This is a genomic window from Streptomyces albidus (ex Kaewkla and Franco 2022) (assembly GCF_013870515.1).
Classification (GTDB): Bacteria; Actinomycetota; Actinomycetes; order Streptomycetales; family Streptomycetaceae; genus Streptomyces; species Streptomyces albidus.
This window is the reverse complement of record NZ_JACBXA010000021.1, coordinates 27,324-45,411: the sequence shown is the minus strand read 5'-3', so window position 1 is coordinate 45,411 and position 18,088 is coordinate 27,324. Positions and strand designations below refer to the sequence as shown.

Genomic DNA, 18,088 nt, shown 5'->3' with positions numbered 1-18,088 from the left:
TCGTTGAAGAAGGACGCGGCGGAGCGCTCACCGCTCTCCACCGCCTTTACCGCCGCGAGGAGTTCGGCTGCCTTGTCGTCCGTCACAGCACGCTCCAGTCCTGGTCGGGGTAGCTGTGCACCGGCGCTGACACATCGTCGAGCGCTCGGCAGATCTCGTCAGGAAGGCTAAGCCCCTCCACTGACAGCGCCTCCAGGAGCTGCTGGGACGTGCGTGCGCCGACGATCGGCGCCGCGACGCCCGGCCGGTCCCGTACCCATGCCAGAGCCACCTGCAGCGGCGAGACGGCCAGCCCGTCGGCGGCCGTCGAGACGGCGTCGACGATCCGGTCGGCCGCCTCGTCGAGATAGGGGGCGACGAACGCCGCCAACTGGCCTGAGGCGCCTCGCGAGTCGGGCGGCGGCTCGGCTCTGCGGTACTTGCCCGTCAGTACGCCGCGCCCGAGCGGTGAGGAGGGCAGCAGCCCGAGGCCGAGGTCCATGGCGGCGGGCAACAGCTCGCGTTCCACGCCGCGTTGGAGCAGCGAGTACTCCATCTGCGTGCTGGCCAGTCTGGTGCGCGTACCGGCGGAGGCGAGCTGCCAGGTGGCGGCCTTGGCGAGCTGCCAGCCGCAGAAGTTGGAGACGCCCACGTAGCGTGCCCGGCCGCTGCTCACCGCGATGTCCAGTGCCTGCAGGGTCTCTTCGAGCGGTGTCGCGGGGTCGAAGGCGTGCACCTGCCACAGGTCCACGTAGTCGGTGCGCAGCCGCTCCAGGGACGCGTCGAGCGCCGCGAGGAGATGGCCGCGGGAGCCGTCGAAGCGCCGGTCCGGGTCGGGCACGCTGCCCGCCTTCGTGGCGACGACGAGGTCCCGTCGCGGTACGAGTCCCTCCAGCAGCCGGCCCAGGAGATATTCGGCGCCGCCGTCCGCGTAGACGTCCGCGGTGTCGACCAGCGTGCCGCCCGCCTCCCAGAATGTCTTGAGCTGATCCGCGGCGTCCCTCTCCCCGGTGTCCCGGGCCCAGGTGAGGGTGCCGAGCCCGATTCGGGATACGCGCAGGCCGGTGCGGCCCAGGTGCCTTGCCTCCATGGGCGTTGAGGTTATCTGCGAGCGCGCGTACAGTCCCGGGGACAGGGACGTTACTGATCAGTAAGGGGGCCCTATGCGGCTCGGCATGAACCTCGGGTACTGGGGCGCGGGGATGGACGCGGACAACCTCGCGGTCGCCAAGGAGGCCGACCGCCTCGGCTATGAAGTGTGCTGGGCCGCCGAGGCCTACGGCTCGGACGCCCCGACGGTCCTCGCGTGGGTCGCCGCCCAGACCGAGAACATCGACGTCGGCTCGGCCATCTTCCAGATCCCCGCCCGCGCGCCCGCCATGACGGCGATGACGGCGGCCACCCTCGACTCGCTCTCCGGCGGCCGGTTCCGGCTCGGCCTCGGCGTCTCGGGACCGCAGGTCTCCGAGGGCTGGTACGGGGTGAAGTTCGACAAGCCGCTCTCCCGCACCCGCGAGTACGTCGAGATCATCCGCAAGGCGATGTCCCGCGAGCGTCTCAGCCACGAGGGAGAGCACTGGACCCTGCCGCTGCCGGACGGCCCCGGCAAGCCCATCAAGCTCACGGTGCACCCCGAGCGCGAGGAGATCCCGCTCTACATCGCGGCGATCGGCCCCAAGAACCTGGAGCAGACCGGCGAGATAGCCGACGGCGCCCTGCTCATCTTCTTCTCGCCGGAGCACGCGGAGGACACCACCCTCCAGCACCTCCGTGCGGGACGCGAGAAGGCCGGCAAGGGCCCCGGGCTCACGGGATTCGACGTCTGCCCGACCGTGCCGCTGGCGCTGGGGGAGGACGTCCCCGCGCTGGCCGACCAGTTCCGTCCCTACACCGCGCTGTACGTCGGCGGCATGGGCAGCCGGAAGCAGAACTTCTACAACCGCCTCGCGCAGCGCATGGGTTACGAGAAGGAGGCCGCCGAGATCCAGGACAAGTTCCTGGCGGGCGACAAGCAAGGCGCGGCGGCGGCCGTGCCCCACGAGCTGATCGACTCCACCACCCTCCTCGGCTCCGTCGACCGCATCGCGGACCGGATGCGCGCCTACGCCGAAGCCGGGGTGACCACACTCTCCCTCGCGCCGTCCGGCTTCACGCTCGACGAGCGCATCAGCGGGCTGCGGGCCGGAGTGGAAGCTCTCGAGCGGGCCGGGGTGGCGTCCTAGCCGGAGGCACCGCGTGCCGGGGGTCCCGCGTCGAGCGAAAGCCCCCGGACATGCCTACGGCCGTGGTGGGGGCTCGGGGGTCTTCCCCGCCACGGCCGTCACGCAGCACAACGCGGCAGCGTCCCAAGGGTTACGCGTCCGGCCGACGGGAGGCTCCGACCGGGGTACTGGGGTGCTCCCGGAGCCCCCGGACGTCACATCCAGCCGCGGCGCTTGAAGACGCGGAACAGCAGGAGGCAGGCGCCGCCGATCAACGCCAGCACCGCCGGGTACGCCCACACCCAGTGCAGCTCCGGCATGTGGTCGAAGTTCATTCCGTAGACCCCCGCGATGGCCGTGGGGATGGCGAACATCGCCGCCCACGCCGAGATCTTGCGCGTGTTGTCGTTCTGGCGGACGCTCATCTGCGCCAGGTTCGCGGAGAGGATGTCGGACAGGAGCCTGTCGAGGCTGTCGACCTGCTCGTTGACCCGGGTCAGGTGGTCGCTGACGTCCCTGAAGAAGGGCCGCGATTCCTCGTGCACGAACGGCACGCCGGGACGCACCAGCCGCTCCAGCGGCTCGGCGAGCGGCCCGGTGGCCCGGCGGAAACCCAGGACCTGCCGCTTGAAGCCGTAGATGCGGCCGGCGGTGTCGCGGCCGATCTGTCCGTCCGGGGCGAAGACGTCCTCCTCCAGGCCGTCGAGGCTGACCTGGAGATCGGCCGCCACCTCCATGTAGTGGTCCACGATCGCGTCGCTGACCGCGTACATCACGGCGGTCGGGCCGTGGCGCAGGACCTCCGGCTCCTCCTCCAGCCGCTCACGTACGGCGCCGAGCGGATTGGTCTCACCGTGCCGGACGGTCACCACGAAGGAGTCGCCGACGAACAGCATCAGCTCGCCCGCGGTGACGGTCGCCGTGGACTCGTCGTAGGAGACCGGCTTGAGCACGAGGAAGAGGGAGTCCGAGTAGACCTCCAGCTTCGGCCGCTGGTGCGCGTGGAGTGCGTCCTCGACGGCCAGGGGGTGGAGACCGAACTCACTCGTCACAAGTTCGAACTCGGCCTCGGTGGGCTCGTGAAGGCCGATCCACAGGAAGGCGTCACCCGCGGCCCTGGCCTCGTCGAGCGCGTCGGAGTAGTCGGACGGCCGCTCCATGCGGCGTCCTTCCCGGTAGATGGCGCAGTCCACGATCACGACAGGTCATTGTGCCCCGATGCGGCACACACAACCACCGCTCCGCCGCCCCGCGCGGCTCGCTTAGGGTGGCAGGCATGCCCACGCTCATCCTCGTACGGCACGGCCGCTCCACCGCCAACACCGCCGGACTGCTGGCAGGCCGCACACCGGGCGTCGCCCTGGACGAGCACGGACTGGCCCAGGCCGCGGCCCTCCCCGGACGACTTGCCGCGCTGCCGCTGTCCGCGGTGGTCAGCAGCCCGCTGCAGCGCTGCCAGGAGACCGTCCAGCCGCTGGCCGAGGCCCGCCCCGGCCTGGCCCTGCACACCGACGAGCGCATCTCCGAGTGCGACTACGGCGACTGGAGCGGGCGGAAGCTTGCCGAGCTGGGCGACGAGCCGCTGATGACCACAGTGCAGCAGCACCCCTCCGCCGCGGCGTTCCCCGGCGGGGAGTCGATGCGCGGGATGCAGGCGCGGGCCGTCGAGGCCGTACGCGAGTGGAACACCCGCATCGAGTCGGAGCACGGAGCGGACGCCCTGTACGCGATGTGCTCCCACGGCGACATCATCAAGTCCGTCGTCGCCGACGCCCTCGGCATGCACCTCGACCTCTTCCAGCGCATCGCCGTGGGCCCGTGCTCGCTGACCGTCATCCGCTACACGGCGCTGAGGCCGTTCCTGCTGCGGCTCGGCGAGACCGGTGAACTCGACTCCCTGGCACCGCCGGAGCCCTCCCCCGAGGAGGCGGAAGAGGAGGCGGCCCGCGATGCTTCGGCGCAGGCCACGGGGCAAGACAAAAGCCGCGACCAGGGCAGCAACGCGACTGTGGGAGGCGGCGCTTAAGCGCGAAGATCGGCTCGCGCAGTAGGGTGCCATTGACCGAGTAGACGTCGACGACAACGGAGCAGGACGTGTCCCGTCAGGTGTTCCTCTACGACCCGCCGGACCGATTCATCGCCGGTACGGTCGGGCTGCCAGGACGGCGCACCTTCTACCTCCAGGCGTCCGCCTCGGGCCGTACGACCAGCGTCGCTCTGGAGAAGGCACAGGTCGAGGCACTGGCCGAGCGCATCGACGAGCTGCTCGACGAAGTGGTGCGTCGCTCCGGCGGGAATGCTCCCGTGCCGGCGGTCGCCCCTACGGAGATCGACGACAAGGAGCCTCTGGAGACGCCCGTCGAGGAGGAGTTCAGGGTCGGCACCATGGCGCTGGCCTGGGACGGCGACGGCGAGCGGATGGTGGTCGAGGCCCAGGCCATCGTCGAGTTGGAGGCGGACTCCGACGAGGATCTCGCCGACGCCGAGGAACGGCTGCTCCAGGACGACGAGAACGGGCCGCCGATGCTGCGGGTGCGTCTCGAAGGCACGATGGCGCGCGCTTTCGCCAAGCGCGCCATGGAGGTTGTGAACGCGGGCCGCCCTCCGTGCCCGCTGTGCAGCCTGCCGCTCGACCCTGAGGGGCACGTGTGTCCGCGGCAGAACGGCTACCGGCGCGGCGAATGAACACGGCAGCTGATTCCGCTTCCTCCCATGGGGAGTTGACGGCTTCGCCGGCGGCCGAGGAGACGCGGCGTCATCTCCAGGCCGGCACTCTGTCCGTACGCGGCCGGATCCCGCACGCTTCGAACGCGGTGCTCTTCGGTGAGGTCGAACACGAAGGCCGGACCGTGCCGTGCGTCTACAAGCCCGTGGCCGGTGAGCGCCCGTTGTGGGACTTCCCCGACGGCACGCTCGCGCAGCGCGAGGTGGCCGCGTACGAGATCTCCCGTGCCACAGGCTGGGACCTGATTCCGGCGACCGTGCTGCGCGAGGGACCGTACGGCGAGGGCATGTGCCAGGCGTGGGTGGGGCAGGTGCCCGGCGCCGCGTCGGACGAGGCTTCCGCTGAGGACGCCGGACCCGCCGACGGCGATGCGGATGCGGATGAGGACGACGACCAGGAGGAGAGCGACGCCGCGGGCGGCCTGGACCTGCTGGCCATCGTCGAGGGCGATGTGCCGGGGGAGGGCTGGAAGGCCGTCGGCCACGTGGACACCGGCGACGAACGGCCGTCCCTGCTGGTGCACGCCGACGACGAACGCCTGAGGCGACTGGCCGTCATCGACGCGGTCATCAACAACGGCGACCGCAAGGGCGGCCACCTTCTCCCGGTTCCCGAGGGCCAGTTGTACGCCATCGACCACGGCGTCTCCTTCCACGTGGACGACAAGCTGCGCACGCTGCTGTGGGGCTGGGCCGGCGAGGAGCTGACCGCCGAGGCCGCCGCAACCCTGCGCGGGCTCTCCTCCGCGGTGGCGGACGGCGCCCCGCTGGCCGACCGGCTCTCCGAACTGATCACCCCCGCGGAACTCGAAGCCCTGCGCAAGCGCATCCACGCGTTGTGCAGGTCCGGTCGGCACCCGCTGCCCAGCGGCGACTGGCCCGCGATTCCCTGGCCGCCGGTCTAGGCCCTGTCTGGCAAATCTCGCCTTGCTCGCGACGACTGGCACGCACATCCTCCCCCGCTTCGCGGGAGGTGCCCCCAGTTGTCGGATTGACCGAGTAGCCCACTACGAGGGCGATCCTCCGCCTTGCGGCTGCACGCACCATCCGCCGCGAGCACCGCCTGCGGCGGACGGCGCCATTTGTCAGACAGGCCCTAGCCGCAGTCCGAACCAGAAGCCCCTGCCGGAACCGTCCCCGCGCGAAGAGCCGTCCCCGCTCGCGGTCAAGAGCGCCCATCAAGCCATTTCCTGATGCCCTGCACGGACCCCGACGGTCCCGTCAGGATGGCCCGCCGCCCTCCGGGTTACGCTCAAGGAATGCATGCCTGGCCCGCTTCTGAGGTCCCCGCCCTGCCTGGTCAGGGTCGCGACCTGGAGATCCACGACACAGCGACCGACGGCCGAGTCACGCTCGCCCCCGGTCCCGTCGCCCGCATCTACGTCTGCGGCATCACGCCGTACGACGCCACCCATCTGGGGCACGCGGCGACCTACAACGCGTTCGACCTCGTGCAGCGCGTGTGGCTCGACAACAAGCGGCAGGTCCACTACATCCAGAACGTCACCGACATCGACGACCCGCTCCTGGAGCGGGCGGACGCCACCGGTGACGAGTGGACGGCACTGGCGGAGCGTGAGACCGCCCTCTTCCGCGAGGACATGACGGCTCTGCGGATGCTGCCGCCCCGGCACTTCGTCGGAGCTGTCGAATCGATTCCGCAGATCGTCCCGATGGTCGAGCGGCTGCGGGACCGGGGCGCCGCCTACGAACTGGACGGGGACGTCTACTTCTCCGTCGACGCGGACCCCCACTTCGGGGAGGTCTCCCGGCTCGACGCGGAGACCATGCGGCTGCTGTCGGCCGAGCGCGGCGGCGACCCGGAGCGGCCCGGCAAGAAGAGCCCGCTGGACCCGATGCTGTGGCGCGGCGCCCGCGAGGGCGAACCTCAATGGGACGGTGCCTCGCTCGGCCCCGGCCGGCCCGGCTGGCACATCGAGTGCGTCGCCATCGCCCTGGAGCACCTCGGGATGGGCTTCGACGTGCAGGGCGGCGGCTCCGACCTCGCCTTCCCCCACCACGAGATGGGCGCCTCGCACGCCCAGGCGCTGACCGGCGAGCATCCCTTCGCGCAGACCTACGTGCACGCCGGGATGGTCGGCCTGAACGGCGAGAAGATGTCGAAGTCCAAGGGCAACCTGGTCTTCGTCTCGCAGCTGCGCCGGGACGGGATCGATCCGGCCGCGATCCGTCTCGTGCTGCTCTCGCTCCACTACCGGGCGGACTGGGAGTACACGGAGTCCGTCCTCGACGAGGCCCGCTCACGTCTGGCGCGTTGGCGTGCCGCCGTCTCGCGGCCGGACGGTCCGCCCGCCGAGACCGTGGTGGAGGAGATCCGGGCGGCACTGGCCGACGATCTGGACGCCCCCGCCGCCCTTGCCGCCGTCGACCGCTGGGTGGCGGCTCAGGAGGCCGGGGGAGGCACGGACACCGGGGCACCCGGCGTGGTCTCGCGTGCCGTGGACGCGCTGCTGGGCGTCGCCCTCTAGGCCAGCCCCGAACTGCCCGGCGCTGTCTGCGACTTGCGTCAGCCGCCCGGAGAAAGACGAAGGGCCGCCCGCTGCTCGAAAGCAGTGGGCGGCCCCTTCTACGCGCTCAGGAGGTGGAGGAAGGAGCGGTCACTCGTCGGAGTCCTCGTCCGGCTCGCTCTTCGGGGGTTTCGCGGGCTTCTCCTCCGACTTGCCGCCGTCCTTCGCCGTCCTGCTGTTCTTGGTGTTTCGGGTGGTGCGGCTGCTTCTGGTGCTCTTGCTCTTGGGGCTCTCGTCCGCGGCGCCGTCAGCGGGCTTGTCCTTGCTGCTCTTGCTGTTCCTGGTGCTCTTGCCGTTCTTGCTTTCCTTGGCGCTCTCGCTGCCGCCCTCGGCACCCTCGTCGTCCTTGGAAGGTCTGGAGCTCTTCGAGCCCTTGGTGGACCTCGAACTCCGGGTGCTCCGCGTGGGCTTGGGGCTCTTCGTGGCTTCGGTGTCCTTGCTCCCGGCGTCGGCGGGAGCTTCGCCGTCGGCCTTCTCCGGTGCGCTCTTCTCCGGCGTCTCGGGGGTCTCTGCCGTCTCGTCGTCGGCAGCCGTCCCGGCGTCTTCGGCGCTCTTGTCGGCCTTGCCGTCGTGCTCCTGGTCCTGCTTGTCGTCCTGCTCGTGCTGGACGTCGTCCGTCTCCTTGCCGTCCTTCGCCGCCGGCTTCGAGGCGCGGCTGCGTCCGCCGCTCTTGCCGCGCTTGTACGAACTCGGCCCGGATTCCCGCGCGTTGCCGCCCGAACCCGCCGGACCGGCCGCCGTACCGCTCTCGGGCCCCCCGTCCCGGCGCCGCAGATAGCGCTCGAACTCCTTGGCGATGGCCTCTCCCGAGGCCTCCGGAAGCTCGGCGGTGTCCCGCGCCTCCTCCAGGGACTGCACGTACTCCGCGACCTCGCTGTCCTCGGCGGCCAGCTGGTCCACGCCCACCTGCCAGGCGCGGGCGTCCTCGGGCAGTTCGCCGAGCGGCACGCTGAGCCCGAGCAGGTCCTCCAGGCGGTTGAGCAGCGCGAGGGTCGCCTTCGGGTTCGGCGGCTGGGAGACGTAGTGCGGGACGGACGCCCACAGGCTCACGGCCGGTACGCCTGCGTGCGTGCACGCCTCCTGGAGGATGCCGACGATGCCGGTGGGGCCCTCGTAGCGCGACTCCTCGAGGTTCATGGTGCGGGCGAGGTCCGGGTCGGAGGTCACTCCGGTCACCGGGACCGGGCGGCTGTGCGGGGTGTCGCCGAGCAGGGCCCCCAGCACCACCACCATCTCCACACCCAACTCGTGGGCGAAGCCCAGGATCTCGTTGCAGAAGGACCGCCAGCGCATGCTCGGCTCGATGCCGCGTACCAGGACGAGGTCTCGCGGCCCTCCCTTGCCGTCCGCGTTGTCGACGCGTACGACGGAGAGCCGGGTCGTCGGCCACGTGACCTTGCGCACGCCGCCGTCGTGCCACACCTGCGGCCTGTTGACCTGGAAGTCGTAGTAGTCCTCGGCGTCCAGCGCGGCGAAGACCTCGCCCTTCCACTCCCGCTCCAGGTGACCGACCGCGGTGGAGGCTGCGTCGCCGGCGTCGTTCCAGCCTTCGAACGCGGCCACCATGACCGGGTCGATCAGCTCGGGTACTCCCTCGAGCTCGATCACCCAGCGCCTCCTTCCGGCCGGGACGAAGCGCCTGCTCCGTGCCCGGCTGCCGTTCCTGTTCCGTGCGGCCACAAGCCTACGGCGTGACGAGGCCGGAGCCGCAGCCCTGGCCGCCCCCGAATGCCTGACCAGGAACCCGCACGGCCTGCACGACCGCTTTCGCCGTCCGCTCCGATCACCGGTCCGGCCGTGCCTTCGCGGGTGCGCTCGTCGTCCCGCGAGCGACCAGCTGCGTCTCCAGCTGCACCTGGGGCTCGGCCACGGCCCTCCGCCGAACCGCCTCGACGAGCAACCGGCCCGCGATCAGCCCCTGTTCGTGTACGGACTGGCCGACCGTCGTCAGGTCGAGCAGCTCGGCGACGGGACTGTCGTCGAACCCGACGACCGACATGCCCGCCGGGACCGCCACACCGGAGCGCCGCAGCGTGCGCAGCGCCCCGACGGCCACGTCGTCCGCCTCGGCGAACACGGCGCTCGGCGGCCTTCGGAGCGAGAGCAGTTCTCCCATCGCGCGGGCACCGCCGTCGACGCCCCACGGCGCCGAGACGACCGCGTCCCGCGCGACGGGCAGGCCCCGCTCCTCCATGGCGGAGCGGAATCCCTCCAGGCGACGGCGTGAGACGCCCTGGTGGATGCCCTCCTCGTCCGTCGTGCGGATCATGCCGATGTGCTCGTGCCCGAGATTGGCGAGGTGGTGTACGGCCTTGGCGGCTCCCTCCACGTCGTCGATGCCGACGCTGGGGTGCCCGCCGGGGCGGGTGCTCGCGCCCACGACCGGGATGCCGAGCTCGCCGAGCCGTTCCGTCTCCTCGTCCGTGAGCGACAGGGCGATGACGACCAGGCCGTCGGCACGGCGCCGTACGGGCAGCGTCCCGAAGAACTCCCGGCGCTCGGCCGTCCCCTCGACGTGGTGGAGCACGATCTCGAATCCGGCGCCGCGCAGCACCTGATGGACGGCCGACAGGACCCGCGCGTGGAACCAGCGGGAGATGAACGGCACGAGCACGGCCACCGAGCCCGTCCGGCCCGTCACGAGGCCGGAGGCGGCGGGTGAGACGACGTAGTCCAGGTCCTCGGCCGCACTGACGATGCGGCGGCGCACGGCGTCCGATACGCCGGACTGCCCGCGCAGCGCGCGCGAGACCGTGCCGGTCGAGACACCGGCGGCGCGTGCGACGTCCGCCATGGTCGCGGACGAGGGGCGCTCCTGACTCATCACGGCAGGCTAGCAGCCGTCGCGCAAGCCTTTTAGCAGTCAGGACTTGACGTGTGCCTTCTTGATTCCCAGGATTGCGCAAGCGCTTTAGCAACGCCGCGGACGGAGACGAGGAGACAGCAGTGCAAGGAACGTGGTGGCGCGAGGCCGTCGTCTATCAGGTGTACGTGCCGAGCTTCGCCGACTCCGACGGGGACGGAATGGGCGACCTGCGCGGCATCACAGGCCGGCTCGGCCACCTCGCGGGCCTCGGCGTCGACGCCCTCTGGCTGACGCCGTTCTTCCCCTCGCCGTGGGCCGACGGCGGCTACGACGTATCCGACTACCGCGGCGTCGACCCGCGGCACGGCACCCTCGACGACTTCCGTGACCTGCTGGCGAGCGCCCACGACCACGGCCTGAAGGTCATCATCGACATCGTGCCCAACCACTGTTCGGACCGGCACCCCTGGTTCACCGAGGCGCTGGCCTCCGCACCCGGCTCGGCCGCCCGCAACCGCTTCCACTTCCTGGACGGCTCAGGGCCCGGGGGAGAGGAACCGCCCGCGGACTGGCAGTCCAAGTTCGGCGGCGGCGCCTGGGAGCGTACGCCGGACGGGCAGTGGTACATGCACATATTCGCGGCCGAACAGCCAGACCTGAACTGGGAGAACCCCGAGGTCGCCGCGGACTTCGAGCGGACCCTGCGCTTCTGGCTCGACCTCGGCGTCGACGGCTTCCGCGTCGACGTCGCACACGGGCTGCGCAAGGACCTGGAGCCACCTCTGCGCGACACCCGCGGCAACGACGCCGCACCGCTCAACTCCCCGCCGCAGGGCGACGACCACCCCTTCTGGGACCGCGACGAGGTGCACGAGATCTACCGCTCCTGGCGGAAGATCCTGGACGCGTACGAGCCGCCCCGCATCGCCGTCGCCGAGGCCGGCGTCAGTGCCGCCCGGCTGCCCCTCTACACGCGGCCCGACGAGCTCCACCAGGCCTTCAACTTCTTCCACCTGCGCTGCCCCTGGGACGCCCGCTCCTTCCGCGAGGTCGTCGACACCTCACTCGACGGAGCCCGCTCCGTGGGCACCCTGCCGACGTGGGTGCTCTCCAACCACGACGTCGTACGGCACGCGACCCGCTACGCGCTCCCCGAAGGCACCGACCTCACCGGATGGCTCGCGACCGACGGGCGTGAGCCCGCCCCGGACCACGGCCTCGGACGACGCCGTGCCCGCGCCGCCGCACTGCTGACCCTGGCCTTGCCCGGGACCGCATACCTCTACCAGGGCGAGGAGTTGGGCCTGCCGGAGGTCGCGGACCTGCCCGCCGGCGCACTGCGCGATCCGATGTGGGAGCGCACAGGGCACGAGCTCAAGGGGCGTGACGGCTGCCGCGTACCGCTGCCGTGGCAGCGGGAGGGATCCTCGTACGGCTTCGGGCCCTCCGGCAGCTGGCTCCCGCAGCCCGAGGGCTGGGGGAGCCACTCCGCCGAGGCGCAGAGCGGCCAGGCCGGCTCCTTCCTTGAGCTCTACCGCACCGCGCTGCGGCTGCGCCGTGGCTTCCGCGGGAGCGGGAGCCTTCAGTGGCTGGACGCGGAGGACGGCGAACTGGCCTTCCGCAGGGGCGAGTCCCTGGAATGCCGGATCAACCTCGGCGACCGGCCGCTGCCGCTCCCGGAAGGCGCCCGGACGCTGCTCACCAGTGACGAGGGCGGTACGGGCGGCGGCATGCTCGAACCCGACACCGCGGTCTGGCTCGAACCGGCACCGAGCAGGGGTTGAACCTGCCGCGACGGGAGGTTCTAGCGTGCCGGGCGTGACCGGGAATGAGCAGCCCGCACGGCGGTGGAGCATCGGCGAGGTGGCGAGGGCGAGCGGCATGACCGTACGCGCGCTGTACCACTACGACGAGGTCGGCCTGCTGAGGGCGAGTGAGCGCACGGCGTCGGGCCACCGCCGCTACACGGAGGCCGACCTGCGGCGGCTGTACAGGCTGCGGGCGCTGCGCTCGCTGGGGCTGTCGCTGGAGGAGATCGCCGGCGTGCTCGCGGCCTCCTCGGACGGGCTGGCGGCGATACGCGACCTGCTCGCCGCCCAGCTGCGGATGCTGGAGGACGAGGCCGAGCGGAGCCGGCAGCTGCGGCACCGGCTCCGTGGGCTGCTCCAGCAGATCGACGACGCCTCGATGCCCGGTCCGGAAGAGTTCATGACGACCCTGGAGATGATCTCTGTGTTCGAGACCTCGTTCACGACGGAGCAGCGGGAGCAGCTGGCACGGCGCCGGGCGGAGCTCGGCCCGGACGCCGTCGAGGCGGCCAAGACCGAATGGGCCGGTCTGGTCGAGGAGTTGATGCGCCACGCCCAGGAAGGGACCCCCGTCGAGGATCAGCGGGTGCAGACCCTGGCAACGCGCTGGGACGCGCTGGCCGACCGGTTCCACGCGCCCGGTGCCGAAGGCGAGCGGACCAAGGCGACCGCGCAGCGCATGTGGGACGAGAACAGCGAGGAGATCGGCCGGAGCCTGCCCTGGCCGACGGAGCGGATGCGTGAACTGCTGCAGTACCTGGAGCGGGCCCGGCAGGCCAGGTGAGTTCCGGGACCCACGTGCAAGACCCCCGGACGGACAGGAGGCCGCCGTGCGGGCTCAACACCCGCACGGCGACCTCCGGTTACGCCGTCAGCCGGACCGGCCGGCGGGCCGGTCCGGCAGTCGGTCAGCTGCGCCGCTCCGACAGGAGCATGCCGACGCGCTCACGCACGTCCTCGGTGTCCAGGCCGCGGATGGTCAGGGTGGTGCGCCGTCGCAGCACGTCGTCCACGGTCTCCGCCCACTCGTAGTCGCGTGCGTGGACGACCTGCGCCCAGATCTCCGGACCGTCGGGGTGGATGCGCTCGCCGAGCGACGGGTCCTCGTTGACCAGCCGCGCGATGTCGAAGGAGAGCGAGCCGTAGTGGGTGGCCAGCTGGCGTGCGGTCAGCGGGTCCATGCGCGGACCCGGCTCCCGCTCCCGGTCCACCAGCAGCCGGTGCGCGACCGCGTTGGGGTTGGAGATGCCCGGCAGCGGGGTGCGCCGCACCAGTTCGCCCACGGGCTCCATGTCCTGCGCGATCGAACCCCCGGGCAGCTTCGCCAGCTTGTTCATCACGGCGCGGCCGATGTGCCTGTACGTCGTCCACTTGCCGCCCGCGACCGAGAGCATCCCTCCGATGCCCTCGCTGACGACGGTCTCCCTCCGGGCAGCCGTCACACCGCCTGGCCCGCCGGGCAGCACCCGCAGGCCCGCGAAGGCGTAGCTGATCAGATCCCGTGAGAGGTGCTCGCCGCGTACGGAGTACGCGGCCTCGTCCAGGATCTGCTGGATGTCGGCCTCGGTCGCCGTGACGTCGCCCGGGTCGCCCTCGTACGCCTCGTCCGTGGTGCCCAGCAGGAGCTGGTCCTCCCAGGGGAGGGCGAAGGTGATGCGGTACTTGTCGATCGGCGTCGCCATCGCCGCCCGCCACGGCGACCTGCGCCGCAGCACGAGATGCGCGCCCTTGGAGAAGCGGACGCTGGGCGCGGCTCCCTTGTCCTCGAGCCTGCGCACGTGGTCCACCCACGGTCCGGTCGCGTTGAGCACCAGCCGTGCGTCGACCCCGAACTCCTTCCCGTCCAAGCGGTCGCGGAGCTCGGCTCCGGTGACGCGGCCGCCCATGCGGCGCAGCCCCGTCACCTCCGCGTGGTTGAGCACCACCGCGCCCGAGTCGACGGCGGCACGGACCGTCATGACGGCCATGCGGGAGTCGTTCATCTGGTGGTCGCCGTATACCGCGACCGCCTTCAGGTTGTCCGTACGCAGGCCCGGGTTGTCGGCCGCCGCCCGGGAGGGGGAGACCAGACGCCCGACGCCGTCGCCGAACGCGGAGAGCGCACTGTAGGCGAACACCCCCGCGCCCAGCTTCGTCGCACCGTGCGGGCCGCCCCTGTAGACGGGCAGATAGAACTTGAGCGGGTTGACCAGGTGCGGGGCCACGTCCTTGGCCAGCACCCGACGCTCGTGGTGATTCTCCGCCACCAGCTTGACCGCGCCGGTCTGCAGGTAGCGCAGACCGCCGTGCACGAGCTTGGAGGAGGCGGACGAGGTGGCGCCGGCGAAGTCGCCGGCGTCCACCATCGCCACCCGCAGCCCCGACTGCGCGGCGTGCCAGGCGACCGAGGTGCCGAGGATTCCGCCGCCGATCACGAGGAGGTCGTACGTCGCGTTGGCGAGCAGTTCCCTGGTCTCGGCGCGGCTCGGGTTGCCGCCGGCAGCCGGATGCGTCCCGAGAGTGGGGACGCTCTGCAGGGTGTTCATTTCTTTCAGTTCTCCTCTTCGATCCAGCCCATGGTCCGCTGGACGGCCTTGAGCCAGTTCTTGTACTCGCGGTCACGATCGGCCGCGTCCATGCTGGGCGTCCATTCGGCCGCCCGCTTCCAGTTGGCGCGCAGCTCGTCGGTGTCGGACCAGAAGCCGACTGCGAGCCCTGCCGCGTATGCCGCGCCGAGGCAGGTGGTTTCGGCGACCATCGGGCGAACGACGGGGGCGTCGAGGAAGTCCGACATGGTCTGCATGAGCAGGTTGTTGGACGTCATGCCGCCGTCGACCTTCAGGGCCGTCAGCTCGACGCCGGAGTCCTTCTGCATGGCGTCGACGATCTCGCGGGTCTGCCAGGCGGTCGCCTCCAGGACGGCGCGCGCGATGTGCGCCTTGGTCACGTACCGGGTCAGGCCCGCGATCACGCCACGGGCGTCGTCGCGCCAGTAGGGCGCGAACAGGCCGGAGAAGGCCGGCACGAAGTAGGCGCCGCCGTTGTCCTCGACGGAGCTCGCCAGCGTCTCGATCTCGGCTGCGGAGTTGATCAGACCCATCTGGTCGCGCATCCACTGCACCAGCGAACCGGTGACCGCGATCGCGCCCTCGAGGGCGTAGACGGGACGGTCGTCGCCGATCTGGTAACCGACCGTCGTCAGCAGGCCGTTGTAGGAGTTGACGGCTTCGTGGCCGGTGTTGAGCAGCAGGAACGTGCCCGTGCCGTACGTCGACTTGGCCTCGCCCTCGGCGTAGCAGGTCTGGCCGAACAGCGCTGCCTGCTGGTCGCCCAGGGCCGAGGCCACCGGCACACCGGCGAGGTCGCCGGTCGCCTCGCCGTACACCTCGGCGGAGGAACGGATCTCGGGCAGCACGGACATCGGGACGCCCATGGACTGGCAGATCTTCTCGTCCCAGCTCATGGAGTGCAGGTTCATCAGCATGGTGCGCGAGGCGTTGGTCACGTCCGTGACGTGTCGGCCGCCGTCGGGGCCGCCGGTGAGGTTCCAGATGACCCAGGAGTCCATGGTGCCGAAGAGGAGTTCGCCGCGCTCGGCGCGCTCCCGCAGCCCGTCGACGTTGTCGAGCAGCCAGCGGATCTTCGGGCCGGAGAAGTAGGAGGCCAGGGGAAGGCCGGTCTCACGGCGGAAGCGGTCCTGGCCGACGTTGCGCCCCAGCTCGCGGCAGAGCGTGTCGGTGCGGGTGTCCTGCCAGACCAGGGCGTTGTGCACGGGCTCGCCGGTCGCCTTGTCCCAGAGCAGCGTCGTCTCACGCTGGTTGGTGATGCCCAGTGCCTTCACATCGGCCTTGGTGATGCCCGCGTTCTGCAGGGCGCCGGCGACGACCTGCTGGACGTTGGTCCAGATCTCGGCCGCGTCGTGCTCGACCCATCCCGGCTTCGGGAGGATCTGCTCGTGCTCCTTCTGGTCGACGGCGACGATCCGGCCGTCCTTGTCGAAGACGATGCAGCGGCTGGAGGTGGTGCCCTGGTCGATGGCGGCGATGAAGGGGCCCTCGCCGTGGGAGGAGGCGCCCGTGGACCGGTTCTCGGTTTCGCTCATGTCCTGCTCTCCAAGTGGTTCGGTGGGAAAAGCTCTGGGCCCGGGCCGTGACGGCCGGCCTGCGCGTACGAGGCCGGGTCACGGACCGGGCGGCGAGCGGAGCGGGCGTACGTCTCAGGCGAAGGCGACGTGGTGGACGCCTGCGGCGATGGCAGCGCCGACGAGGGGGCCGACGATCGGGACCCAGGAGTAGGACCAGTCGGAGCCGCCCTTGTTCGGCAGCGGAAGCAGCGCGTGCACGATGCGGGGACCGAAGTCACGGACCGGGTTGATGGCGTACCCCGTCGGGCCACCGAGCGACAGACCGATGCCGAGGACGACCAGCGCCACGAGCAGCACTCCGATGCCGGAGAGGCCGACGCCCTTGTTCAGGCCCTGCGTCAGGATCGCGATGACCAGTACGAACGTGCCGATGATCTCCGTCGCCAGGTTCTGCGCGGCGTTGCGGATCTCGGGCGAGGTGAAGAAGACGCCGTGGACCGGGCCGGGGTTCTCACCCTTGCGCTCCGCCATCGCCGGTTCGCTGAGGTCGGCGTGGAACTGGCCGTAGTAGGCGAGCCAGACGAGTACGGCGCCGATCATCGCGCCGAGCAGTTCGGAGGCGAAGTAGAGGGGGACGTCGCTCCACTTGGTGGTTCCCTCGATCGCGAGGGCCAGGGTGACCGCCGGGTTGAGGTGTGCGCCGGAGACGCCTGCTGCCACGTAACCGCCGGTCAGGACGGCCATGCCCCAGCCGAACGTGATCACGATCCAGCCGGAGGCGTGCGCCTTGGAGCGTTTGAAGGTCACGGCAGCACAGACACCGCCACCGAGCAGGATGAGCAGTGCGGTACCTATCACTTCACCGAAGAAAATGTCGGAGCTGGACACCCGCGACTCCTTTGTCTTGTCCAGATGGGGAGGGCGGGTCGGTCCCGTCCGGTGTTCGACAATGCCGACCGCCGACTTGGCAGTTTTCTCCCTGGTGGAGGTCACGTCAAGGGGTGTGACTCAGGACTCCCTCAACCCGTTCGTCCGGGGCCGCGATGATCTCGATTCGCGGAGCGGGAAGGTCTGTCGGAGACGTACTGACAACGCTCGCTCGGGGCTCTCTCAGAACCGCCGGGCTCCAAGATCACGCGAGACGGCCCGCGCGCAGTCCCGCACGGCCGCCACCAGCATCGGCCGCAGCTCAACGTCCCCTGCGGCACCACTCGTCACGTTCGTGACGCCGGTCGCCGTGGTCGCGGCGGCGCCCGCCGCGACGGCGACCGGGACGTCCTCGCAGACCCGCTCCACGGCTCCCGTCACGCCCACCGCTCCGACCGGCATGCGGCGGCGGTCGCGGATGGGCGCGGCGATCGAAGCGAGGCCTTCCCAGGTCTCCTCGACATCCGCCGCCCAGCCACGCGTACGGGTCGCCTCCAGCACGTCCTCGAACTCGGCGAGACCGGTGACCGTGCGCTCCGTGAACCGCTTCCGTTCGCCGTCGACCGCCTCGCTGTGCGCCACGGGGTCGAACGCCGAGAGCACCTTGCCCAGGGCCGTGCTGTGCAGAGGCTGCATCGCGCCGACCTCCAGCACCTGACGGCTGTTGTCCGGACGGAAGACGTGGTGCACGATCAGCACGCCCTGCAGGTGGAAGACGCCCAGATAGACGCTCTCCCCGCTGGACCGCGCCAGGTCGTCCGCCCAGACCAGAGCCCTGGAGCGCAGCTCGTGGACGTCCAGATAGCTCGTGCCCAGGCGCAGCAGCTCCGCGCCCAGCTGGTACTTGCCCGTCGCGCCGTCCTGCTCCACGAAGCCCTCTTGCTGGAGGGTGCGCAGGAGGCCGTGAGCGGTGCCCTTGGGCAGCTCCATCGAGGAGGCGATGTCGGAGAGGCCGAGCCGGCGTTCACCGCCCGCCAAGAGCCGCAGCACGGCGGCAGCGCGTTCGAGCGACTGGATGGTCCGGGCCATCTGGCACCTCCCTGACCTGCTCT

General features: G+C 70.9%; 14 protein-coding genes and 1 pseudogene. 7 read left to right on the top strand and 8 right to left on the bottom strand.

Annotated elements, in window-relative coordinates:
• Nucleotides 1-82: 82 nt before the first annotated feature.
• On the bottom strand, nucleotides 83-1,069 hold the full coding sequence (locus H5J26_RS06250) for an aldo/keto reductase (RefSeq protein ID WP_181764695.1): 987 nt from the start codon (nucleotides 1,067-1,069) through the stop codon (nucleotides 83-85).
• Between the two features lie 73 nt (nucleotides 1,070-1,142).
• Here H5J26_RS06250 and H5J26_RS06245 point away from each other — a divergent pair, with 73 nt between their 5' ends.
• Nucleotides 1,143-2,201 (top strand): LLM class F420-dependent oxidoreductase, encoded by a 1,059-nt coding sequence (locus H5J26_RS06245; RefSeq protein WP_181764694.1) that lies wholly within the window; start codon nucleotides 1,143-1,145, stop codon nucleotides 2,199-2,201.
• Between the two features lie 194 nt (nucleotides 2,202-2,395).
• Here H5J26_RS06245 and H5J26_RS06240 read toward each other — a convergent pair whose 3' ends face one another.
• Complete coding sequence (locus H5J26_RS06240; RefSeq protein ID WP_309237800.1) at nucleotides 2,396-3,379, bottom strand: magnesium and cobalt transport protein CorA; 984 nt, start codon at nucleotides 3,377-3,379, stop codon at nucleotides 2,396-2,398.
• Nucleotides 3,380-3,456: 77 nt separating this feature from the next.
• On the opposite strand from H5J26_RS06240, the gene H5J26_RS06235 reads away from it, so the two are divergent.
• From H5J26_RS06235 to mshC, 4 genes are all read left to right on the top strand, one after another.
• Nucleotides 3,457-4,206 carry a histidine phosphatase family protein gene (locus tag H5J26_RS06235; RefSeq protein WP_181764693.1) on the top strand — a complete coding sequence of 250 codons (750 nt, stop codon included), beginning with the start codon at nucleotides 3,457-3,459 and terminating at the stop codon, nucleotides 4,204-4,206.
• Nucleotides 4,207-4,274: 68 nt separating this feature from the next.
• The gene (locus H5J26_RS06230) at nucleotides 4,275-4,865 is read left to right on the top strand and encodes a DUF3090 domain-containing protein (RefSeq protein ID WP_181764692.1); all 591 of its coding nucleotides are present in this window, start codon (nucleotides 4,275-4,277) and stop codon (nucleotides 4,863-4,865) included.
• Nucleotides 4,829-5,809 (top strand): SCO1664 family protein, encoded by a 981-nt coding sequence (locus H5J26_RS06225; RefSeq protein WP_419183755.1) that lies wholly within the window; start codon nucleotides 4,829-4,831, stop codon nucleotides 5,807-5,809. Before H5J26_RS06230 ends, H5J26_RS06225 begins: the two co-directional genes overlap by 37 nt.
• Before the next feature lie 354 nt (nucleotides 5,810-6,163).
• On the top strand, nucleotides 6,164-7,393 hold the full coding sequence (mshC, locus tag H5J26_RS06220) for a cysteine--1-D-myo-inosityl 2-amino-2-deoxy-alpha-D-glucopyranoside ligase (protein ID WP_181764690.1): 1,230 nt from the start codon (nucleotides 6,164-6,166) through the stop codon (nucleotides 7,391-7,393).
• Between the two features lie 686 nt (nucleotides 7,394-8,079).
• Here the strand turns inward: mshC and H5J26_RS06215 are convergent.
• Both H5J26_RS06215 and H5J26_RS06210 read right to left on the bottom strand, forming a co-directional pair.
• Nucleotides 8,080-9,040, bottom strand: a pseudogene (locus tag H5J26_RS06215) (PAC2 family protein); the annotation flags it as partial.
• A gap of 175 nt (nucleotides 9,041-9,215) precedes the next feature.
• Nucleotides 9,216-10,256: a LacI family DNA-binding transcriptional regulator gene (locus tag H5J26_RS06210; RefSeq protein ID WP_235980436.1), complete on the bottom strand. Its 1,041-nt coding sequence runs from the start codon at nucleotides 10,254-10,256 to the stop codon at nucleotides 9,216-9,218.
• A gap of 122 nt (nucleotides 10,257-10,378) precedes the next feature.
• On the opposite strand from H5J26_RS06210, the gene H5J26_RS06205 reads away from it, so the two are divergent.
• On the top strand, nucleotides 10,379-12,022 hold the full coding sequence (locus H5J26_RS06205; RefSeq protein ID WP_309237799.1) for a glycoside hydrolase family 13 protein: 1,644 nt from the start codon (nucleotides 10,379-10,381) through the stop codon (nucleotides 12,020-12,022).
• A gap of 34 nt (nucleotides 12,023-12,056) precedes the next feature.
• Nucleotides 12,057-12,830: a MerR family transcriptional regulator gene (locus H5J26_RS32205; RefSeq protein WP_181764689.1), complete on the top strand. Its 774-nt coding sequence runs from the start codon at nucleotides 12,057-12,059 to the stop codon at nucleotides 12,828-12,830.
• 124 nt (nucleotides 12,831-12,954) lie between these two features.
• Here H5J26_RS32205 and H5J26_RS06195 read toward each other — a convergent pair whose 3' ends face one another.
• From H5J26_RS06195 to H5J26_RS06180, 4 genes are all read right to left on the bottom strand, one after another.
• Nucleotides 12,955-14,571: a glycerol-3-phosphate dehydrogenase/oxidase gene (locus tag H5J26_RS06195; protein WP_181764688.1), complete on the bottom strand. Its 1,617-nt coding sequence runs from the start codon at nucleotides 14,569-14,571 to the stop codon at nucleotides 12,955-12,957.
• A 5-nt stretch (nucleotides 14,572-14,576) separates the two neighbouring features.
• Nucleotides 14,577-16,127 carry a glycerol kinase GlpK gene (gene glpK, locus H5J26_RS06190; protein WP_181764687.1) on the bottom strand — a complete coding sequence of 517 codons (1,551 nt, stop codon included), beginning with the start codon at nucleotides 16,125-16,127 and terminating at the stop codon, nucleotides 14,577-14,579.
• A gap of 114 nt (nucleotides 16,128-16,241) precedes the next feature.
• On the bottom strand, nucleotides 16,242-16,997 hold the full coding sequence (locus H5J26_RS06185; RefSeq protein ID WP_181764686.1) for an MIP/aquaporin family protein: 756 nt from the start codon (nucleotides 16,995-16,997) through the stop codon (nucleotides 16,242-16,244).
• 222 nt (nucleotides 16,998-17,219) lie between these two features.
• The gene (locus H5J26_RS06180) at nucleotides 17,220-18,065 is read right to left on the bottom strand and encodes an IclR family transcriptional regulator (RefSeq protein WP_181764685.1); all 846 of its coding nucleotides are present in this window, start codon (nucleotides 18,063-18,065) and stop codon (nucleotides 17,220-17,222) included.
• Nucleotides 18,066-18,088: the final 23 nt, after the last annotated feature.